The following is an 18,174-nucleotide window of genomic DNA, read 5'->3' as shown; positions in this document are numbered from 1 at the left end:
TTGATTTGTGACACCCTAGCCCGCGCGGGCTGGGAGTTTAAACCTGATTTCAGATTTTTTATGTTACCATATTGTCACGTGACTATCGAATCACGTATAAGATATTTATGGACATGCTATTCAAAGCTCTGAATGACCCCGCTCGCCGCGAGATTCTGGACCTGCTGCGACAGGAAGATGGTCAATCTCTGTCGCAGTTAGAGGCACATTTCGACATGACCCGCTTTGGCGTCATGAAGCATCTGAAACTACTGGAAGATGCCGGCCTGGTCCTGACCCGCAAACATGGACGGTTCAAATATCACTATTTGAACCCCTTGCCCCTGCAAGAGATGCTGGACCGTTGGGTCGCCCCTTTTCTTCAACCGCAAGCCAGCGCGGTCAATGCGCTGAAACTCAAATTGGAAACGGAGACTCGTATGGGAAAACCAGATTTTATGATGCAGACCTTTATCCGCTGCACACAGGACGCGCTATGGGATGCATTAACCAAACCAGATCAGATGGCAGCCTATCACTTCCTGTGCAACGAAGTACGCGGAGAGGTCTCGCTTGGTGCAACAGTGCATTTCATTACCCCTGACGGCAATGAGATGCTGCGGCAGGTGACGCAAAAGCTGGACCCCAAAACCCGGATCGAGATGGGGTTCGAGCCTCTGTTCATGGGTCCTGACGCCCCGCAATCATCAATGGTTTATCTGATCGAACCACAAGGTGATGTCTGCAAGTTAACCATCGAACACTATGACCTTGCCGCTGGTCAGGAAGGCTTTGCCGAAGGTTGGGCGCGCCTGGCAGCCTCACTCAAGAGCTGGCTGGAGACCGGTGACGCTCTGAAGGAGAGCGCATAATGGCTGAGTTTCCAACTGAACTGGGCGTACTGACATGCCTAATGCTGCTCGCTGTTTCCATGTGGATTCCATACGTGGTTGGCGTTTCGACCGACCCCTCGGGCGAGGAAGCCTTTGCCCGACCTGCACAGATTCCAAACCTGCGCCCTTGGGTGCAAAGGGCACATCGCGCGCAGTTGAATCTACTCGAACAGGGTATGCCGTTTGCCGTTTTGGTTCTGATCGTCAACACGTTGGACGGCTTTACGGCGCTGACCTATTGGGCTGCCATTGTGTTTTTCTGGGTGCGCGTTCTGCACGCCATCGGCATGATCACGGGCATTGCGCGCATGCCTGTGCGGCCCATTCTGTTCACAGTCGGATGGGTGTGCTGCCTGATCATGGGCTACGCGGTTTTTGCCGCTGCCTGAACGCCCGACTCCGTGCCACGCGATCCTCTGGTTGCGTGGTGCTTTTCGCATTTGCCTTCAAAGCGGTTGACTTCACGCCGCGCCAGTAGCACATAGCCAAAACACCATAACCCGCAACCGGGCGTTCAGTGGGCGCCAAACCGACGAGGAGAGCCAGACCATGGCCCTGGATTCAAAATCCGTCTCACTCACCTTCCCTGATGGCAATGCACGTTCCTATGACGCTGGTGTCACGCCTGCGCAGGTGGCTGCCGATATCTCGACTTCTTTGGCTAAGAAAGCGATCTCGGCCACCGTCAATGATCAGCACTGGGACCTGCAATGGCCCATCGAAACCGACGCGCAGATCGCCATCCACACCATGAAGGATGAGGCGCAAGCCAATGAGCTGATCCGTCACGATCTGGCCCATATCATGGCGCGCGCGGTGCAGGAGATCTGGCCCGACACCAAGGTCACTATCGGCCCGGTGATCGATAACGGTTGGTATTACGACTTTGACCGATCCGAGCCGTTTACGCCCGAAGACCTCGGCCTGATCGAGAAAAAGATGAAGGAAATCATCAACAAGCGCGACCCCGTGACCACCGAGGTCTGGGACCGTCAGCGCGCGATCGATTTCTATACCGCCAACGATGAACCCTATAAGGTCGAGCTTATCGATGCCATTCCAGGTGATGAGCCGCTGCGCATGTACTGGCACGGCGACTGGCAGGATCTGTGCCGCGGCCCGCACCTGCAGCACACCGGCCAAGTGCCGGGCGACGCGTTCAAGCTGATGTCCATTGCGGGTGCCTATTGGCGCGGCGACAGCGACCGGGCAATGCTGCAGCGTATCTATGGCGTTGCGTTTACGGGCAAGGAAAAGCTGAAGGCTCACCTGCACATGCTGGAAGAGGCAGCCAAGCGCGACCACCGCAAACTGGGCCGCGAGATGGACCTGTTCCACATGCAGGAAGAAGCCCCCGGTCAGATTTTCTGGCACCCCAACGGCTGGACCATTTACACACAGCTGCAGGACTACATGCGCCGTCAGCAACGCAGCGGTGGCTATGTTGAGGTGAACACGCCTCAGGTCGTTGACCGCAAGCTGTGGGAAGCATCCGGCCATTGGGACAAGTATCAGGAGAATATGTTCATCGTCGAAGTGGACGAGGAACACGCGCGTGAAAAGGCGATCAACGCCCTGAAACCGATGAACTGCCCGTGCCACGTGCAAATCTTCAATCAGGGTTTGAAGTCTTATCGCGACCTGCCCCTTCGCATGGCAGAATTCGGTTCGTGCAACCGTTATGAGCCGTCGGGTGCGCTGCACGGCATCATGCGTGTGCGCGGTTTCACTCAGGATGATGGACACATCTTCTGCACCGAAGACCAGATCGAATCTGAAACCGCCGAGTTCATCCGGTTCCTTTCCCGAATCTACAAGGATCTGGGATTTGAGAACTTCTCGGTCAAATTCTCGGATCGTCCCGAGAAACGGTCGGGGTCTGACGAAGTTTGGGACAAGGCTGAGGCCGCACTGCTAAGTGCGACACGTGCTGCAGGGATCGAACCCAAGCTCAACCCGGGTGAGGGCGCGTTCTACGGCCCGAAGCTGGAGTTTGTTCTGACCGACGCGATCGGTCGTGACTGGCAATGCGGCACACACCAGGTTGACTTTGTTCTGCCAGAACGTCTGGACGCCACGTATGTTGGGGCTGACGGCGGCAAGCACCGCCCCGTTATGTTGCATCGCGCCACGCTGGGATCGTTCGAACGGTTCATCGGAATCCTGATCGAAGAACACGCCGGCAAACTGCCCTTCTGGCTGGCCCCACGTCAGGCCGTCGTCGCCTCGATCACGTCCGAGGCGGATGACTATGTGATGGAAGTAGTGGAAACACTCAAAGCCGCCGGTGTGCGGGCCGAGGCGGATATCCGCAACGAAAAGATCAACTACAAGGTCCGCGAACATTCTGTCGGCAAGGTGCCGGTGATCCTGGCCGTTGGTCATCGTGAGGTCGAAGACCGCACCGTCAGTGTTCGACGCCTTGGCGAAAAACAAACGCAGGTTCAGCCGCTTGAGGCTGTAACAAATGAGTTGTCGCAGGCCGCGACCCCACCCGACCTGTTGTAACATTCGGCACCATCTCGCCGGAAATCCGACCCCGGAACAGGGGTCGGATTGAAACACACTATCCTTTTCCCTTCAAAAACAGTAGATTACCTTACAAGGGCGCGCCCCGCGCCCTGACGCGCTTGTGAGACACGGGCTCGTGAATTTAACAATAGCCAACTTGCCCTTACCTTTGTCATTGTCACAAGCAGACATACCCAGTCATCAAGAGGATTTCCGAGATGTCGAACACAGCAAAGTCCCTGGTTATCGCAACCGCAGTCGCAGCCGCCGTATCGGGTGCAGCAACCACCGCAAGCGCTCAAGCCAAAGAAAAGTGCTATGGCGTTTCGCTGGCCGGTCAGAATGACTGCGCAGCAGGCCCCGGCACCACATGCGCGGGCACCTCAACCGTTGATTATCAGGGCAACGCCTGGACCCTGGTTGACGCAGGCACCTGCGGCGATATCGAACTGCCTGCAGAGGCAGACGGCACACCGCGCAAAGGTTCGCTGGAAGAGCTGAAGCGCGACCTGCCAGCATAAGCGTCGAGCAAACGACTTTAGGGGGCGGGCACCTTCGCCCGCCCTTTTCTTCGATCAGAAGGAGCGTGCAAATGCTGGATGATGCCCTCAGATCCAATCGTCTGCCCGCAGCGCCAGGTGTTGGTTACAAACCACAGCATTTTTCGCAAATACTGGAGCACGCCCAACCTGTCGCCTGGCTAGAAGTTCATGCCGAAAACTACATGGGAGACGGCGGCCGCCCATTGGCTCAACTGCGCCATCTTGCAGAACAATTTCCGATCTCCGTTCACGGCGTCGGCTTGTCCATCGGTGGCGAAGGCCCGCTAGACCCCGATCATCTGGCCCGGCTCAAACATCTTGTCGGCTGGCTGAGCCCAGCCAGCTTCTCAGAACATCTGGCCTGGTCGACCCATGACAGCCATTTCTTCAACGATCTGCTGCCCCTGCCCTACACCGATGCCACTTTGGCGCGGGTTTGTGCACATATTGATCAGGTGCAAGAAACGGTGGGCCGTCAGATGCTGCTGGAGAATCCCTCCAGCTATCTGGCGTTCGAAGAAAGCACATGGTCGGAACCCGATTTCCTGCACGAGATCGCCAAGCGTACAGGCTGTGGCTTGTTGCTGGATGTGAACAACGTCTTTGTCTCGGCCACCAATCTGGATTTCTCACCCCAAGGTTACATCGATGCATATCCGCTGAATCAGGTGGGCGAAATTCACCTGGGTGGTCATGATGAGGACGAAGATGATCATGGCCACCCCCTGCTTATCGACAGCCATGGGCGCGAGGTTGTGGACCCGGTTTGGGCGCTGCTGGACTATGTGCTGGAACGGTCAGGCCCCAAACCTGTGTTGGTTGAGTGGGATACAGATGTCCCCGATTGGCCGGTGCTGCGCGCCGAAGCGGAACGCGCACAATCCGCATTGGAACGGGTTCCTGCATGAGCGTTTCGCAAACCGAATTTCACGCGGCCTTGCTGGATGCGAAAGCACCAGTTCCCGAGGGTTTGAAGGACGCAGACGATCAACCAGCGGGTCGCCGGTTCAGCGTCTATCGTAACAATGTCGCGGTATCGCTGACCGAGGCGATGCATCAGGCATTTCCTGTTATCACCAAGCTGCTGGGCACTCAGAATATGGACGGGTTGTCCGGCATTTTTCTGCGCCAGCACCCTCCGACCTCGCCGTTGATGATGTTTTATGGTGAGGCGTTTCCCGACTTTCTGGCCAACATGCCACAACTGTCTCATCTGGCCTACCTGCCCGATGTGGCCCGGTTGGAACTGGCCCTGCGCCAGTCCTACCACGCCGCAGACAGCCGACCTGCGCCCGCGGATGCACTGGCTGTCTCACCCGAAGAGATCATGCGCGCCCGGTTGGTATTCGCGCCTTCGATGCAGGTCATCCGGTCGGATTGGCCTATTCATGCGATCTGGCGCTTCAACACTGAGGCTGACGCGCCCAAGCCCTCAACCGGGGCCGAGGATGTGCTGATCACCCGCCCTGAATACGATCCTACCCCTCACTTGCTGCCACCGGGCGGCGCGGATTGGATTGCCTACATACAATCAGGGGACACCATCGGCGAAGCATTCGAAAAAGCCGCCGCTGAAACTCTGGGCTTTGATCTTGGACCCACGCTGGCATTGCTGTTGCAAGGCGGTGCCATAACTTCTGTGACTATCGAAAGGCTGGAAACATGACTGCCCTGATCTCAATCCACAACAACGTTCTGGGCAAGGCGGACCATGCGTCCGGCTGGCTGACACCCACGCTTGCGCGGCTGGTCTTTATCGCCGTGCTGCTGGTCTACTATTGGAACTCGGCCATGCTGAAGATCGATGGGTCGATCTTTTCACCATCTAGCGGAGCATTTGGACAGATATTCCCCAAAGCGGCCGAGGCTGTTTTGTGGGACGTCACGCAGATGACCTTGTACCAGCGCCTCGTGGTTTTCCTTGGCACCGTGGCCGAGTTTGTACTACCCGCCCTATTGCTGGTTGGCTTGTTCACACGTCTGGCTGCACTGGGCATGATTGGCTTTGTCTGGGTTCAGACGCTGGTTGATGTGACCGGCCATGGCGTGAAACTGGGCAGCCTTTTTAATGCAGCTCCGGACATTCTGGACCAGCGAGTTTTGTGGACCTTCCTGTTCCTCGTGATCGTGCTCAACGGCGCGGGCCCTCTGTCGCTGGATCGCCTGTTGAAGCTGAAATGAGCTAGAAATGCGCCTTGGGTTCGTCTGGTTTTCCAGCGGCGAGCCCAAGCACCCCGGCAACGCCGGCAAACGCAATCGGGAACATGGTGAAGACACCAAACCCAAACGCATAATACATCCCGGCCGACGATACTAACAGCAAGACGCCCGCGATCAGAGCACGCGCATGGGCCATCGCGCCCCCTGCGATCGCCAGCAAAGGCGCAACGATCGAGGCCGTTTGGATCAAGCCGGGGTTATCGACCTGCTCGGCAATGCCTTCAATATCCCCGAAATGCTTGATCGCCTCGACATACCCGTATCCAAAAAAACCAACAATCATCCCGATCAAACCGGCGATGACACCCAAAATCATTGCGGCGTTTCGCATAAACTATCCTCGCAGTTGCGTCAGATCAGATAAGCATCCGATCACGCGACGCCAAGCATTGACCGCGTTTCGGCAGTCCAACCCAACGTCAACGAACCATCTTTTTCAATCAGTGGACGTTTCATCAGGGTCGGATGTTCTTTCAGCAACTCCATTGCGGGGCGGGAACGCTGCGCATCCTCCAAACCACGCCAGGTTGTCGAACGGGTGTTGAGCAAAGCCTCGCCGAACGTGGCAAGAGCCTGCGACAGCAGATTTTCCGGAACGCCATCTGCGCGCACATCCACAAACTCAGCATTAGGAAGTGATTTCAAGGCCTTGCGGCACATGTCACAATTTTTTAGCCCATAAAGACGCATGTTTGTCCTGCTTCGGTATTTGTTTCAATTTTAGGCGAACCAACCGGTTTCCAGCGGTTATTCTTGATTTTTTACTTCACCGTGCAATGTTGAAAAAGGTGAAACATGCAAAATCAGCTGTCGTCAGCATTGGAAACAGCCTGCTTTTGCGGTTCTGCCAACCACCGCCCCACCTATTTGTGGGACAATGCGAAAGTAGAAGGAGACACGGGAGATGCCAACTGGCACCGTGAAATGGTTCAATACCACCAAAGGCTATGGGTTTATTGCCCCCGACGAAGGGGGCAAAGATGTGTTTGTGCATATCTCGGCCGTAGAACGGTCCGGACTGACCGGGCTCGCAGACAATCAGAAAGTCTCGTACGAGTTGCAGGACGGACGTGACGGCCGCCAGATGGCAGCTGATTTGAAACCGTTGTAACGACGCCCCCGCCCCGCGCAGGGTTTTCCAATTAAGGTTGGCGGCCAATTTCCGGCCGTCACCCGCCCCCTATCCGGCAAATGCCCTATCCTCGTGCTGGCTTATCCTCAGTATGCGAATACCAGTCTTGTCCCATCGCAACGATGCAGGATGTACCGGTGGCATAGGTCACAACCATGGTCCAGTCGCCCCGATCACTGCTCCAGACCTCCATGATCTGTTCAGGCCCGCGCATGCCCGTTGCTATACGGGCAGAGCGAAACTGAGCCTGCAACTTGTCATGCAATCTTTGTGTCGGTTCACACAGAACTTCGGCAATTGGGTTTTTGGCAATGGCCGGTCCGGCCAGCGCCGACACCAGACCAAGTACGGAAAAAAACGAAACATAGGTCATGGAACCAAAGTAACAGTTTCATGACGGTTTGTATAGACAAATGCTATGCTTTTGAATCAGTTTTCCTTGATAATGGTCTCGAACTCACGCCATTCCCGTGCTGTCATGCCCGAGCTTTCCTGAGTGACGCTTTCGCCAGCCAGCATCCGGCGCAGGCTGTCCACCATCTGAGCTGACAGGTTCACGGCACCTAGGCGGTAATCTTCGAAGGCCCGATAGGCAAAGGGCACCCAATCGGCCACGATCTTGCACATAGTATCGGCATAGACCCGGATCTCGTATTGCGCATGTGGATCAGCGCGCAGGCGCAGGAAATGGAACAGGTTGTGCAGATCAACTTTCCAATACCATTGCGTGTAGATATTGGCTGGCAAGTTCATCCGTGCCAGTTCACGCGCCAGCCCTTGCTGGCCGTCCTGGCTGATCATCGCCTCATAATTGTCATAGCAGCGGGTGCTGTCGGCCTTGAGCATTTCCAGAACCCGAGCAGCCTCTTCCCCTTCCAAAGCCGATCCGCGGCCTTGATTGTTCACCTCGGATTGCGCGGCGACATGCTCGGGTGCGGGAATGTAAAACTCACGATCCAGAATAGAATAGCGCGCCGAGTATTCGTTCACATTGGCGGTCCGGTGGCGAATCCACTGGCGCGCGACAAAAACCGGAAGTTTAACGTGCAGCTTGACCTCGCACATCTCGAACGGGGTCGAATGCCAGTGCCGCATCAGATAGCGGATCAGCCCTTCGTCATTCTGAACCGACTTCGTGCCCTTGCCATAAGACACGCGTGCCGCCTGACAGATGGCCGCATCATCGCCCATATAGTCGATGACGCGGACAAAGCCATGGTCCAGCACCCGGTGCGCAGTATACAGGTGATCTTCCATCCCCGTTGCAACGACACGGCGTGTTTGATGCGACTGCGCGCGCTGCGCTTCGATCTCGGCCTGTTGGTCGGCAGACAGGGGCATGAAAACTTCCTTTCGATACTGAGTCGCCAGCCACTATATATCGTCAGATCATCCGCTGGAACCGCAGGATATGGCCTGATGCTCGGTTTTTCGGAATTGTGTTCCCTGCCCCCTCGACACGTCCCGGCAGCGCGCTAAGCTGAGGGCGAACTCATTCCAATAGAAGGATTGCCGAGATGGGGCTGACATATCTTCACACCATGGTACGCGTGAAGGATCTTGAGAAATCCATGGCGTTCTATGAACTGCTTGGCCTGAAAGAAACCCGCCGGTACGAAAGCGAACAGGGCCGCTTCACCCTCATTTTCATGGCACCGCCGGGGCAAGAAGATCGACCGATTGAGCTGACTTACAATTGGGATGGTGACGACGCATTGCCAAGTGACAGCCGCCACTTTGGCCACCTGGCTTACGGCGTCGACGATATCTATGCGACCTGCCAGCACCTTCAGGACAATGGGGTGGCCATCAACCGTCCACCGCGTGACGGGCGCATGGCTTTTGTCCGCTCGCCCGACAATATCTCGGTTGAGTTGCTGCAAAACGGCGACGCGCTGGAACCAGCAGAGCCCTGGGCCAGCATGGAAAGTACCGGGCACTGGTGATCCGCTCCCTTATAGCACTAGGTCTGGCCGTCCTGGCCAGCCCCGTTCAGGCAGAGCCCTGCCGTCTGGCGCTGGCATTGGCGCTGGATATCTCTGTTTCGGTGGACGAGGCAGAAGACGCTCTGCAACGGCAAGGCTTGGCGGCCGCCCTGCTCGCCCCCGAGGTTCATGACGCCTTCTTTTCGTCGCCAATGCCCGTCGCGCTTGCAGTCTATGAATGGAGCGGACGGTCCGTCCAACATATCATCATGGATTGGCGGATGATCAAAAACAGTGGCGATGTTCTGGCCGCCGCAACACAAATCAGCCAGTCCAAGCGGTCGGACACCCAATCCGCCACTGCGATGGGATACGCATTGGCCTTTGGCGCCGCCTTGTTGGAACGCGCCCCCCCTTGCCTATTCAAGACCATTGATCTGTCAGGGGACGGATCGAACAATGACGGCTATGGCCCACAAAACGCCTATCGGCACTTCCCGTTCAGTGATGTCGTGGTCAACGGACTGGTCATCAACGCAGCCGATTTCGAAGGCGAGCTGTTCCTGATCCCGTTCTTCGAAAGCAATGTTTTGCACGGGCCGGGCGCGTTTCTGGAAGTAGCGCAGGGTTTCGAGGATTTTGAGCGCGCTATGCGCCGAAAGCTGGAACGCGAGCTCAGCGGTTTACAACTCGGAGGTCTTCCTTCGACTAACCCAGCACATGGTCTGACGCACCCGCCAGAAAACAAATCGTCGCGTATCAGTAGATATAGCGTATCTGGTCCGTCCAATACCGCTCAACCCGGCGCAGTGATCCAGTAATATCTTCGATCCCCTCTTGCGCCAGCACACCACGGTTTTGCAACCCGTCCGCATGGCGCGCAAAAAGCTCAGATACGATATCGCGGATATCCCGACCGCGTGGCGTCAGCCGCACCCGGACAGAGCGACGGTCGATTTCGCACCTCTGGTGGTGCATATACCCCATTTCAACCAGTTTCTTCAGATTGTAGCTGACATTGCTGCCCTGATAGTATCCACGGCTTTTCAACTCACCCGCCGTCACTTCATGATCGCCGATATTGAACAATAGCAGCGCCTGAACGGCGTTGATTTCCAGCACGCCGACCCGCTCGAACTCATCTTTGATCACGTCCAAAAGCAGCCGGTGCAGCCGTTCGACAAGCGCCAACGCCTCAAGGTAGCTATTCATGAACCCTTTGGCGCCCGATGCCGAGACCTGCAATTCCATACTCATCCGACCCTCCGATTCAGTCGCGTTCTTTCCGCCACGATGAACCGAAATCCCGAAAAATCAGTTAAGCTGGAATTATCCTTACTTTTGAAAGGTCTGAGCGATGTCAGAGATCAAGTCGGACAGCGCGTCTGGAGGAGAGACCTGCCCGGTCACCCATTGATACAAGTCCTGATCGTTTTCGTTCAGTAAGGCATCATACTGATCCAGACCCGCCACATCCATCGTGTCCAGATTACGATCAGCATAGGCTGACAGGATCAGGTCCATCTCTTTGATACCCCGCCGCATCGACCGCATTTTCATGCGTTTGATGCGAATATCGCGCGCCTCGGTCATTGGCCTGCTTCCAGCATCAGCCGCAGCTTTTTTTCCAGCCGCGCGGCGCGTTCCGAACAGCCGCGCATTTCGCCGCGGATTGCGCGCAGCTCGGCGACGGCTCCGGCAATATCCAGATTATTGCTATCTGCATCTACGGGCGCGTCCATGCCTTCGCCTTCGCCAGTCAGCAACCATCTGATCGACACGTTCACCATGCCCGCCATCATCGACAGACGGTTTGCGCGCGGCTCGGACAGGTCATTTTCCCAATCAACAATCGTCGATTTCTTGACACCCAGCCTCCGGGCCAGTTCCGCCTGGTTCATCCCAGCAGCCTCTCGCGCGCCGGCCAACCGATCCCCAAATGTCGCCGCGTCTGGTCCAAACCAATCGTATTCGTCGCTCATTCAGGTCTCCGCTTTCCGATTTCATATCGCTTGATCGTCCTTCGGGCGCACCCTATGACAGTCAGGCTGAACATACAAACCGAGGCCGCCATGAGTTTCCTGTCTGCGACATTGTCCCGCGTCAAACCTTCCCCAACGATTGCGATGACAGCCAAGGCGGCCGAGCTGAAAGCCGCCGGGCGTGACATCATCGGCCTGAGCGCAGGTGAGCCGGATTTCGACACACCCCAAAACATCAAGGACGCCGCTGTTGCGGCCATAGCGGCGGGCAAAACGAAATACACCGCACCTGACGGCATCCCCGAGTTGAAACAGGCCGTCTGCGCCAAGATGAAACGTGATCACGGGCTCGACTACACTCCCGCACAGGTTTCGGTGGGTACGGGTGGCAAACAGACGTTGTATAACGCGCTGATGGCAACCCTGAACGAGGGGGATGAGGTCGTCATTCCTGCCCCCTACTGGGTCAGCTATCCAGATATGGTTCTGCTGGCGGGCGGAACTCCGGTGATTGCAGAAACTTCGCTTCAGACAAATTTCAAGCTGACTGCCGATCAACTTGAGGCGGCGATTACACCCAATACAAAATGGCTGATCTTCAACTCTCCGTCGAACCCGACTGGTGCGGGTTACAGCCACGCGGAGTTGAAAGAGCTTACCGATGTTTTGTTGCGCCACCCTCATGTCTGGGTGATGACCGATGATATGTACGAACATTTGGCCTATGACGGGTTTGAATTCTGCACTCCTGCACAAGTCGAGCCCAAGCTTTATGACCGCACGCTTACCTGCAATGGCGTATCCAAGGCCTATGCCATGACAGGGTGGCGGATCGGCTATGCCGCCGGGCCTGAGGCCCTAATCGCGGCGATGCGCAAGGTACAGTCGCAATCCACCTCGAATCCCTGTTCGATCAGCCAATGGGCCGCAGTCGAAGCGTTGAACGGTACACAGGATTTCCTGGCCCCCAATAACGTGACCTTCAAACGCCGCCGCGATCTGGTTGTCGATATGCTGAACGCCATCGACGGCATTAGTTGCCCCACCCCGGAAGGTGCCTTTTATGTTTACCCGTCCATCGCGGGACTGATCGGCAAGACAACCCCTGCCGGGACGGTGATTGAAAACGACGAAGCCTTTGCAACAGCTCTGCTGGAAGACGCCGACGTCGCGGTGGTGTTTGGCGCGGCATTTGGCCTGTCACCCAATTTCCGGGTCAGCTACGCGACCTCAGATGAGGCCTTGAAAGAGGCCTGCACCCGCATTCAGCGCTTTTGCGCGGCTCTGACCTGAACGGAGACCTTCATGACGGCCGAACTGCCCGAATACTACTTTCGTGTCCGCGAGAATGGTGCGGCTGTGTTCAAGGTCGACACCGAAAACCGCCAGCGGCGGATCGAGATGGACCAGATTGCGGTGATCAACATCCGCAACGGCGAGGTCAAGCCACATGGTCAGCGTAGCCTGACAGATGCGGACAAGGCTGAGATTGCGCGATGGATGGATGATCGCAAGGCCTTGCTGGCGCAGCGCGATATAGATGACATTCACCGGGCCGTTGACTATTTGAACCTGACAACGCAATGGGCGCAGTCCAAAGCCACCGATGATCAACTGGAAGACGTCACTGACCGGCTTTTGATGGCGATGCACGATCTGCGATCTGTGCTGGTTCGGAAAAAGGCAGATCGACTGGAAAAGGGCTAACAGTTACTCAGCCGGAACACCCACTTCACGCACGGATCGCATCCAGAACCGCGCCATCAGCAGTATAGCTGCACATGCGAGCCCCAGAACCAAACCCATCCAAACGCCAATTCCATCCATGCCTCGGACAAAACCAAAGTAGTAGGAAGACGGCAGGCCAACGACCCAGTAGCTCAGCCCGGCCATGACCATAGGAATCTTGGCATCCTGCAAGCCACGCAGCAGGCCAAGCGCAATGACCTGAGCGCCATCGACCAGTTGAAACAGCGCTGCCATGGCGAGCAACCCAGTTCCGATGGCCAGGATCTGGCCACGCTGTGGGTCATCAGATTCCATAAACAGGGAAATCAAAGGCTCGGCACAGGTGAGGAACAGGATCACCGTCAAAACGGACATAACCAGTGACATGATGGTCACTGCGATGGCGCCTTTTTCAAGATGTGCACGATCTCGACGGCCCAAAGCATTTCCAGCCCGAATGGTCGCCGCGTTCGATAGACCCAAATGCACCATGAAAGTGGCCGATGCGAGGTTCAACGCAATCCCATGCGCCGCCAGAGGCACCTGACCTAGCCATCCCATCATGACCGCCGAAGTGGCGAACAGTGTGACCTCGGCCAGCGTTGTCAATCCGATCGGTACACCAAGGCGCAGAACGCTTCCAAACATCTCCCAATCCGGGCGCCAGAAGCGCTGGAACAGGTTGTATTGAGGCAATACGTAAACCGCATAGGCAACAACCGCGACCAGCGACACAATCTGAGTGACCACTGATGCAATGGCCGCGCCCATCACCCCAAGCTCTGGCGCGGCCCAGTTCCCGAAAATCAAGGCATAGTTGGTCACGCCATTCACAAGGGCAGCAACAACGGTGATCCACAGGACAATCTGGGTGCGTTCCAGCGCCGCAAGGTAGGATTTGAGCACCATGACCAACAGCGCCGGGAACAGCCCCCATCCCGCCACGCGCAGGTATTGCGCGGCAGTTTCAGCCACTTGTGGCTCCTGCCTCAAGGCAATCAAGATCGGATAGGACCACCACAGCAATGGCATAACAAGCGCTGCATAAAGCAGTGATAGCCACAGCCCCATGCGTGTCGAGCGACGGATACTGGTTTCATCCTCTTCCGCTGCGGCCGTTGCAACCATTGGCATCACGGCCCAGCCAAACCCGGCCCCAAACAGGAACAGAACAAAGAAATAGCTGCTGGCCAGTGTCACCGCCGCTAGGGCCTCGACCCCGTACCAGCCCAGCATGACAGTATCGGTCAAACCGATCGCAAACTGTGCCAGATGCCCGCCGATCAACGGCAAGCCCAGCACAGCGATGGCCTTGAAATGGGCCGGATATGTCATCACCTTGTTCATCCGACCAGCCATATGCGCGGCCCGAAGTCGGGGCAAGAGCGGATCAGATAAATATCGTCATGAGACTTATGCGCTGACGCATGGTTGTGGGCTTCACAACCTCAAAACTTAATTCTGTAAGGTCACGTGTTGGGATGCAGCGAGGCGCCCAGAATATGTTCGGACTGGTGAATCACGTGATGGGCCTGCCCGACGATTAGCGGGTCAGGCTCACCAACGATCGCTTCGTTTTTCTCGGGGTAGTCAAGCGACGCCAGAAAGTGGCGCATGCAATTCAATCGCGCGCGTTTCTTGTCGTTCGATTTGACAATGGTCCAGGGCGCATCGGCAGTATCGGTATAGAAGAACATCGCTTCTTTCGCCTCGGTATAGTCGTCCCATTTGTTCAAGCTGGCCTTGTCGATGGGCGACAACTTCCACTGTTTCAACGGATCGGTTTCGCGGCTTTTGAACCGGCGTTGTTGTTCATCCTGCGTGACCGAGAACCAGTATTTGTACAGCTGAATACCTGACCGGACCAGCATCCGCTCCAGATCCGGTGTCTGGCGCATGAATTCCAGATATTCATTCGGCGAGCAAAACCCCATCACACGCTCAACCCCAGCCCGGTTGTACCAAGACCGATCATAGAACACCATTTCCCCGACCGTCGGCAACTCCTGGACATAGCGTTGATAGTACCACTGACCTTTTTCTTCCCAGGTGGGTTTGTTCAAAGCCACAACGCGCGCCTGCCGCGGGTTCAAATGCTCCATGAACCGCTTGATCGTGCCGCCTTTGCCAGCCGCATCGCGCCCTTCGAATAGCAGCACGAACCGCTGCCCGGCTTCCTGGGCCCAAAGTTGGACTTTCAGAAGCTCCGCCTGCAACAAAGCCTTCTGCGCCTCGTAGTCCTTGCGCGCCATCTTGTGTGTGTAAGGATATCTGCCGCTTTCGAACGCCAGACGGATTTTATCGTGACAGGGCCGAGCAGCCTCCTGCTCCGGCTTTGGGACAATTTTAACAGATGATTGCTTTTCTTTGCGTGCTGCTACGGCGTCCATGCAGTGTTTCCTTTCCCTCGTTGATCCTGCACGGCTAGCAGAAAGTGTCGAATTGCGCTTTGATCGGCATCAAATAGATGTGAGGAAAACCCATCTTATCGCTGTTCAACAATTGGGGTAGAAATGGATACGGAATTCGCGGACCTGAACGGCCACCCCTTCCTATTGCGTCACTGGGGTGAAAGCGACAAACCTCCATTGCTGATGTTGCATGGGTTTCCGGAATTCGGCGGGGCTTGGAGCGATCTGGCCCCGCACCTGATCCACCACTTTCATTGCATCGCCCCAGATCAGCGCGGTTACGGGCAAAGCTGGTGCCCCGAAGGTGTTGGCAACTACACCTTGTCCCAGTTGGTGTCAGATATGGTGGCTTTGATCGAACAACTTGGCGGTCCTATATGTGTCATAGGCCACGATTGGGGCGCATCGGTTGCCTATGGGCTGGCAATGTTCCGCCCCGATCTGGTCAGCCGGCTGATTATCGCAAACGGCGTCCACCCCGTGCCGTTCCAACGCGCCATGGCGGCAGGTGGCGCGCAATCCAAAGCCTCAGCCTATATCAACGACCTACGTGCGCCCGACGCAACGCAGCGATTTTCCGCAAATCATTTCGCGCGTCTGGAACGTTTCTTTCGGTTCGGCATGGGGTTGGACTGGTTGTCTGATGCGCAGATGCAAGTTTATCGCACCGAATGGGCCCGCCCCGGTCGGCTTGAGGCGATGCTGAACTGGTATCGCGCCTCACCGCTTGTGGTCGCTAACCCAGGAGAACCGCGCACTGACCTGCCCGAACTGCCCCTGGATCGCTTGCAGGTTCAATGTCCACATCTGTTGCTTTGGGGATCGGATGACAAAGCGCTGTTACCCGAATCCACGGCTGGGCTTGAGACCTTTGCCCATGACCTGACCCGCATCGATATCTCCGGCACCGATCACTGGCTGCATCACCAGCGGCCCAAGGTTGTCGCCCAAGCCATACTAGATTGGATCGCAGACTAAGCCCCTAAGTATGGCCCCAATCTTCGGGGTCATCCGAATTGTTTGGCGACAGCCCTAGAACATCCCCTTGGGTCGAGCAGCCCAGCCCCAAAACCGTCCGGTTGGCGTAAGAGAAGTAAGCGCAAACCTGATTGATTTCTAGGATTTCACCATCCTTCCACCCGGCATCGCGCAGGGCAATCACATCCGCTTCGACTATGTCCCCCGGCGCTTCGGTCAGCTTTCTGGCATAGTGCATCGCAGCAATCTGAGCCGGGTCCAAAGGCGCATCTTCGGGACGCCGCGCCTCAATCGCTGCACGGAAGGCATCGCCGCGCGGCGTATCGCGCAACAGCCGCTGCAAACCGCTGAAATGATGTTCAACGCAATAACCACAGCGATTGAGAGAACTGACCCAAACGCCCAAAACCTCAAGAAACCACTTTGGAACCGTGTTTCCGGAATGATGCAACACGGTCTTGTAGATCGCCATATGGCCTTCCATCGAATGCGGGCGCAGGGAATGCACCATCATGATGTTATCCACGTTGTTGTTCGGTCCGATCACCCGGTCATAGAGTTTTCGCAGCCGCCCTGTAGCCCGCTCAAACGGTACGGTTTTGATCCAGCTCATATTCGTCCTGCCTAGTTGATCCCGCCTGCAGGTTACTCGTAAATCTCTGAGCTATCGAGAGAAACCGGAATTCGCTGCGCTTGTATTGAACATCATTATGCTTCTGCACCTATTTCGTGTATGATGAATTTATACTTTCATTAAAGTTGTTTATCGCGAGTAAATCAGATGAAGTTTGTCACGATACTCGAAATTAATGTCGACCCGCTGAGCTCGACCAACGTTACCGTCCTGAACGCGTTTCAAGTGGCAGTCATCGACAATGACGACACCTTGGAAGATCCCGATGCCGATGGTGGCCCTCAGCTGGATGTTTCAGGCGTCCCCGGCTTTATAGGCAACTCGACCAACTTTCAGACCTTCGAGACCTATAGTGGCACCGTCGGCGGTTCACCCGTCACGTTCACGCTGCTTCAGTTTTCGAATCCGCAATACATCATCGTCACCTCTGGTACGGCAAATGTTGGCGATACAATCGCAAACACCAACAACACCATCGTCACCGCTCCGCCCGTTGACTACGACACACTGCCCTCCTTTGTCTGCTTTACCGCCGGATCTTTGATCCTGACCCCATACGGCGAACGGCGCATTGAAACCCTCAGGCCCGGAGACCCCGTCATCGTCGCAGATGGCAGCAGCCGTCCTGTGCGCTGGATCGGTCGGCGGCGTCTCTCCTCGGCTGAGTTGAGGCAATCCCCAAGATTCTGCCCGATCCGCATAGGTAAAGACAGTTTATCGCCGGGATGCCCTGCGCGCGACCTGCTGGTTTCCCCGCAGCATCGGATCGTAGTGTCCTCACACCAGATGCAACTGTATTTTGGAGATAGGGTGATGCTTGCGCCGGCCAAAGGGCTTGTTGACGGGCAATCTGTTACGCAGGACCCGCCAGATCAAGACATCGAGTATATCCATATCCTGTTTGACCAACATGAGCTGGTGCAGGTCGAAGGCCTTTGGTCTGAAACCTTTTTCCCCGGGGACACCAGCCTGGATGCGATGGCCCGCGAAACCAAGCGAGAGCTCTTTGAACTGTTTCCCGAACTGATGTCCCGCGATGGGCCATTCGGCGAAACGGTCCTTCCGGTTTTGAAACCGCGGGAAGTGCAGATGTTGCACACCACACTTCGTGCCCCGACCGGAATTCCCATCGCCTTTTAGCGGTTTAACTTGCTCGGTCCGCGAACGCGGCCCTGTTGCTGCAAAACGGCATGACAGGGCAATTGAAGCGCGCAAATTGCACACAACACCTCGTGGCCC

General features: G+C 56.3%; 24 protein-coding genes. 14 read left to right on the top strand and 10 right to left on the bottom strand.

All coding sequences use genetic code 11. The features are described 5' to 3' along the window. The first annotated feature begins 107 nt into the window (after positions 1–107). From ACR0JX_RS06005 to ACR0JX_RS05975, 7 genes are all read left to right on the top strand, one after another. Positions 108–851 carry an ArsR/SmtB family transcription factor gene (locus tag ACR0JX_RS06005; protein WP_480542263.1) on the top strand — a complete coding sequence of 248 codons (744 nt, stop codon included), beginning with the start codon at positions 108–110 and terminating at the stop codon, positions 849–851. Further along, complete coding sequence (locus tag ACR0JX_RS06000) at positions 851–1,261, top strand: MAPEG family protein (RefSeq protein ID WP_480542261.1); 411 nt, start codon at positions 851–853, stop codon at positions 1,259–1,261. Before ACR0JX_RS06005 ends, ACR0JX_RS06000 begins: the two co-directional genes overlap by 1 nt. A 160-nt stretch (positions 1,262–1,421) precedes the next feature. Continuing rightward, positions 1,422–3,380: a threonine--tRNA ligase gene (gene thrS / locus ACR0JX_RS05995; protein WP_480542260.1), complete on the top strand. Its 1,959-nt coding sequence runs from the start codon at positions 1,422–1,424 to the stop codon at positions 3,378–3,380. 221 nt (positions 3,381–3,601) lie between these two features. Further along, entirely contained in the window at positions 3,602–3,904 is a 303-nt protein-coding gene (locus ACR0JX_RS05990) for a BufA1 family periplasmic bufferin-type metallophore (protein ID WP_480542258.1), read from the top strand. 71 nt (positions 3,905–3,975) lie between these two features. Next, positions 3,976–4,833 (top strand): MNIO family bufferin maturase, encoded by an 858-nt coding sequence (gene bufB, locus ACR0JX_RS05985; protein ID WP_480542256.1) that lies wholly within the window; start codon positions 3,976–3,978, stop codon positions 4,831–4,833. After that, positions 4,830–5,591, top strand: a complete 762-nt coding sequence (locus ACR0JX_RS05980; RefSeq protein WP_480542254.1) for an HvfC/BufC family peptide modification chaperone — start codon at positions 4,830–4,832, stop codon at positions 5,589–5,591. The genes bufB and ACR0JX_RS05980 overlap by 4 nt, the downstream gene beginning before the upstream one ends. Continuing rightward, entirely contained in the window at positions 5,588–6,106 is a 519-nt protein-coding gene (locus tag ACR0JX_RS05975) for a DoxX family protein (RefSeq protein WP_480542252.1), read from the top strand. The genes ACR0JX_RS05980 and ACR0JX_RS05975 overlap by 4 nt, the downstream gene beginning before the upstream one ends. 1 nt (position 6,107) lies before the next feature. On the opposite strand, the gene ACR0JX_RS05970 is transcribed toward ACR0JX_RS05975, so the two are convergent. Then, complete coding sequence (locus tag ACR0JX_RS05970; protein ID WP_480542250.1) at positions 6,108–6,476, bottom strand: hypothetical protein; 369 nt, start codon at positions 6,474–6,476, stop codon at positions 6,108–6,110. A 41-nt stretch (positions 6,477–6,517) separates the two neighbouring features. After that, a complete protein-coding gene (locus tag ACR0JX_RS05965) occupies positions 6,518–6,835 on the bottom strand; it encodes an ArsC/Spx/MgsR family protein (RefSeq protein WP_480542248.1) in 318 nt (105 codons plus the stop codon). A 214-nt stretch (positions 6,836–7,049) separates the two neighbouring features. Between ACR0JX_RS05965 and ACR0JX_RS05960 the strand changes: the two genes are divergently transcribed. Then, the gene (locus ACR0JX_RS05960) at positions 7,050–7,256 is read left to right on the top strand and encodes a cold-shock protein (protein ID WP_008758035.1); all 207 of its coding nucleotides are present in this window, start codon (positions 7,050–7,052) and stop codon (positions 7,254–7,256) included. A gap of 85 nt (positions 7,257–7,341) precedes the next feature. Here the strand turns inward: ACR0JX_RS05960 and ACR0JX_RS05955 are convergent, their stop codons facing one another. Together ACR0JX_RS05955 and thyX are read right to left on the bottom strand one after the other, a co-directional pair. Further along, the gene (locus ACR0JX_RS05955; protein ID WP_480542246.1) at positions 7,342–7,650 is read right to left on the bottom strand and encodes a hypothetical protein; all 309 of its coding nucleotides are present in this window, start codon (positions 7,648–7,650) and stop codon (positions 7,342–7,344) included. Between the two features lie 56 nt (positions 7,651–7,706). Then, complete coding sequence (gene thyX / locus ACR0JX_RS05950; protein WP_480542244.1) at positions 7,707–8,618, bottom strand: FAD-dependent thymidylate synthase; 912 nt, start codon at positions 8,616–8,618, stop codon at positions 7,707–7,709. Positions 8,619–8,794: 176 nt separating this feature from the next. Here thyX and ACR0JX_RS05945 point away from each other — a divergent pair, with 176 nt between their 5' ends. Beyond that, the gene (locus tag ACR0JX_RS05945) at positions 8,795–9,223 is read left to right on the top strand and encodes a VOC family protein (RefSeq protein ID WP_480542242.1); all 429 of its coding nucleotides are present in this window, start codon (positions 8,795–8,797) and stop codon (positions 9,221–9,223) included. After that, complete coding sequence (locus ACR0JX_RS05940; RefSeq protein WP_480542241.1) at positions 9,220–10,023, top strand: DUF1194 domain-containing protein; 804 nt, start codon at positions 9,220–9,222, stop codon at positions 10,021–10,023. Before ACR0JX_RS05945 ends, ACR0JX_RS05940 begins: the two co-directional genes overlap by 4 nt. On the opposite strand, the gene ACR0JX_RS05935 is transcribed toward ACR0JX_RS05940, so the two are convergent. The 3 genes from ACR0JX_RS05935 to ACR0JX_RS05925 all read right to left on the bottom strand — a co-directional run bounded on the left by ACR0JX_RS05935 (position 9,962) and on the right by ACR0JX_RS05925 (position 11,184). Then, complete coding sequence (locus tag ACR0JX_RS05935; protein WP_480542239.1) at positions 9,962–10,459, bottom strand: MarR family winged helix-turn-helix transcriptional regulator; 498 nt, start codon at positions 10,457–10,459, stop codon at positions 9,962–9,964. The two genes, ACR0JX_RS05940 and ACR0JX_RS05935, sit on opposite strands and share 62 nt — an antisense overlap. 78 nt (positions 10,460–10,537) lie before the next feature. Next, positions 10,538–10,795 carry a succinate dehydrogenase assembly factor 2 gene (locus tag ACR0JX_RS05930; RefSeq protein WP_480542237.1) on the bottom strand — a complete coding sequence of 86 codons (258 nt, stop codon included), beginning with the start codon at positions 10,793–10,795 and terminating at the stop codon, positions 10,538–10,540. Continuing rightward, positions 10,792–11,184 carry a helix-turn-helix domain-containing protein gene (locus ACR0JX_RS05925; RefSeq protein ID WP_480542235.1) on the bottom strand — a complete coding sequence of 131 codons (393 nt, stop codon included), beginning with the start codon at positions 11,182–11,184 and terminating at the stop codon, positions 10,792–10,794. The genes ACR0JX_RS05930 and ACR0JX_RS05925 overlap by 4 nt, the downstream gene beginning before the upstream one ends. A gap of 90 nt (positions 11,185–11,274) precedes the next feature. Between ACR0JX_RS05925 and ACR0JX_RS05920 the strand changes: the two genes are divergently transcribed. Further along, positions 11,275–12,477, top strand: a complete 1,203-nt coding sequence (locus tag ACR0JX_RS05920) for a pyridoxal phosphate-dependent aminotransferase (protein ID WP_480542982.1) — start codon at positions 11,275–11,277, stop codon at positions 12,475–12,477. A 12-nt stretch (positions 12,478–12,489) separates the two neighbouring features. Then, positions 12,490–12,891 (top strand): hypothetical protein, encoded by a 402-nt coding sequence (locus tag ACR0JX_RS05915; RefSeq protein WP_480542233.1) that lies wholly within the window; start codon positions 12,490–12,492, stop codon positions 12,889–12,891. Positions 12,892–12,894: 3 nt separating this feature from the next. Here the strand turns inward: ACR0JX_RS05915 and ACR0JX_RS05910 are convergent, their stop codons facing one another. Together ACR0JX_RS05910 and ppk2 are read right to left on the bottom strand one after the other, a co-directional pair. Beyond that, complete coding sequence (locus tag ACR0JX_RS05910) at positions 12,895–14,259, bottom strand: MATE family efflux transporter (protein ID WP_480542980.1); 1,365 nt, start codon at positions 14,257–14,259, stop codon at positions 12,895–12,897. A 122-nt stretch (positions 14,260–14,381) separates the two neighbouring features. After that, entirely contained in the window at positions 14,382–15,302 is a 921-nt protein-coding gene (gene ppk2, locus ACR0JX_RS05905) for a polyphosphate kinase 2 (protein ID WP_480542231.1), read from the bottom strand. A gap of 123 nt (positions 15,303–15,425) precedes the next feature. Here ppk2 and ACR0JX_RS05900 point away from each other — a divergent pair, with 123 nt between their 5' ends. Next, a complete protein-coding gene (locus ACR0JX_RS05900) occupies positions 15,426–16,301 on the top strand; it encodes an alpha/beta fold hydrolase (protein ID WP_480542229.1) in 876 nt (291 codons plus the stop codon). Between the two features lie 4 nt (positions 16,302–16,305). Here ACR0JX_RS05900 and ACR0JX_RS05895 read toward each other — a convergent pair whose 3' ends face one another. After that, positions 16,306–16,914: a carboxymuconolactone decarboxylase family protein gene (locus ACR0JX_RS05895; protein ID WP_480542227.1), complete on the bottom strand. Its 609-nt coding sequence runs from the start codon at positions 16,912–16,914 to the stop codon at positions 16,306–16,308. A 168-nt stretch (positions 16,915–17,082) separates the two neighbouring features. Here ACR0JX_RS05895 and ACR0JX_RS05890 point away from each other — a divergent pair, with 168 nt between their 5' ends. Continuing rightward, a complete protein-coding gene (locus ACR0JX_RS05890; RefSeq protein WP_480542225.1) occupies positions 17,083–18,075 on the top strand; it encodes a Hint domain-containing protein in 993 nt (330 codons plus the stop codon). The last annotated feature ends 99 nt before the right edge of the window (positions 18,076–18,174 follow it).

The organism is Ruegeria sp. AH7 (genome assembly GCF_056541325.1).
This window is presented reverse-complemented; position numbering and strand designations above follow the sequence as displayed.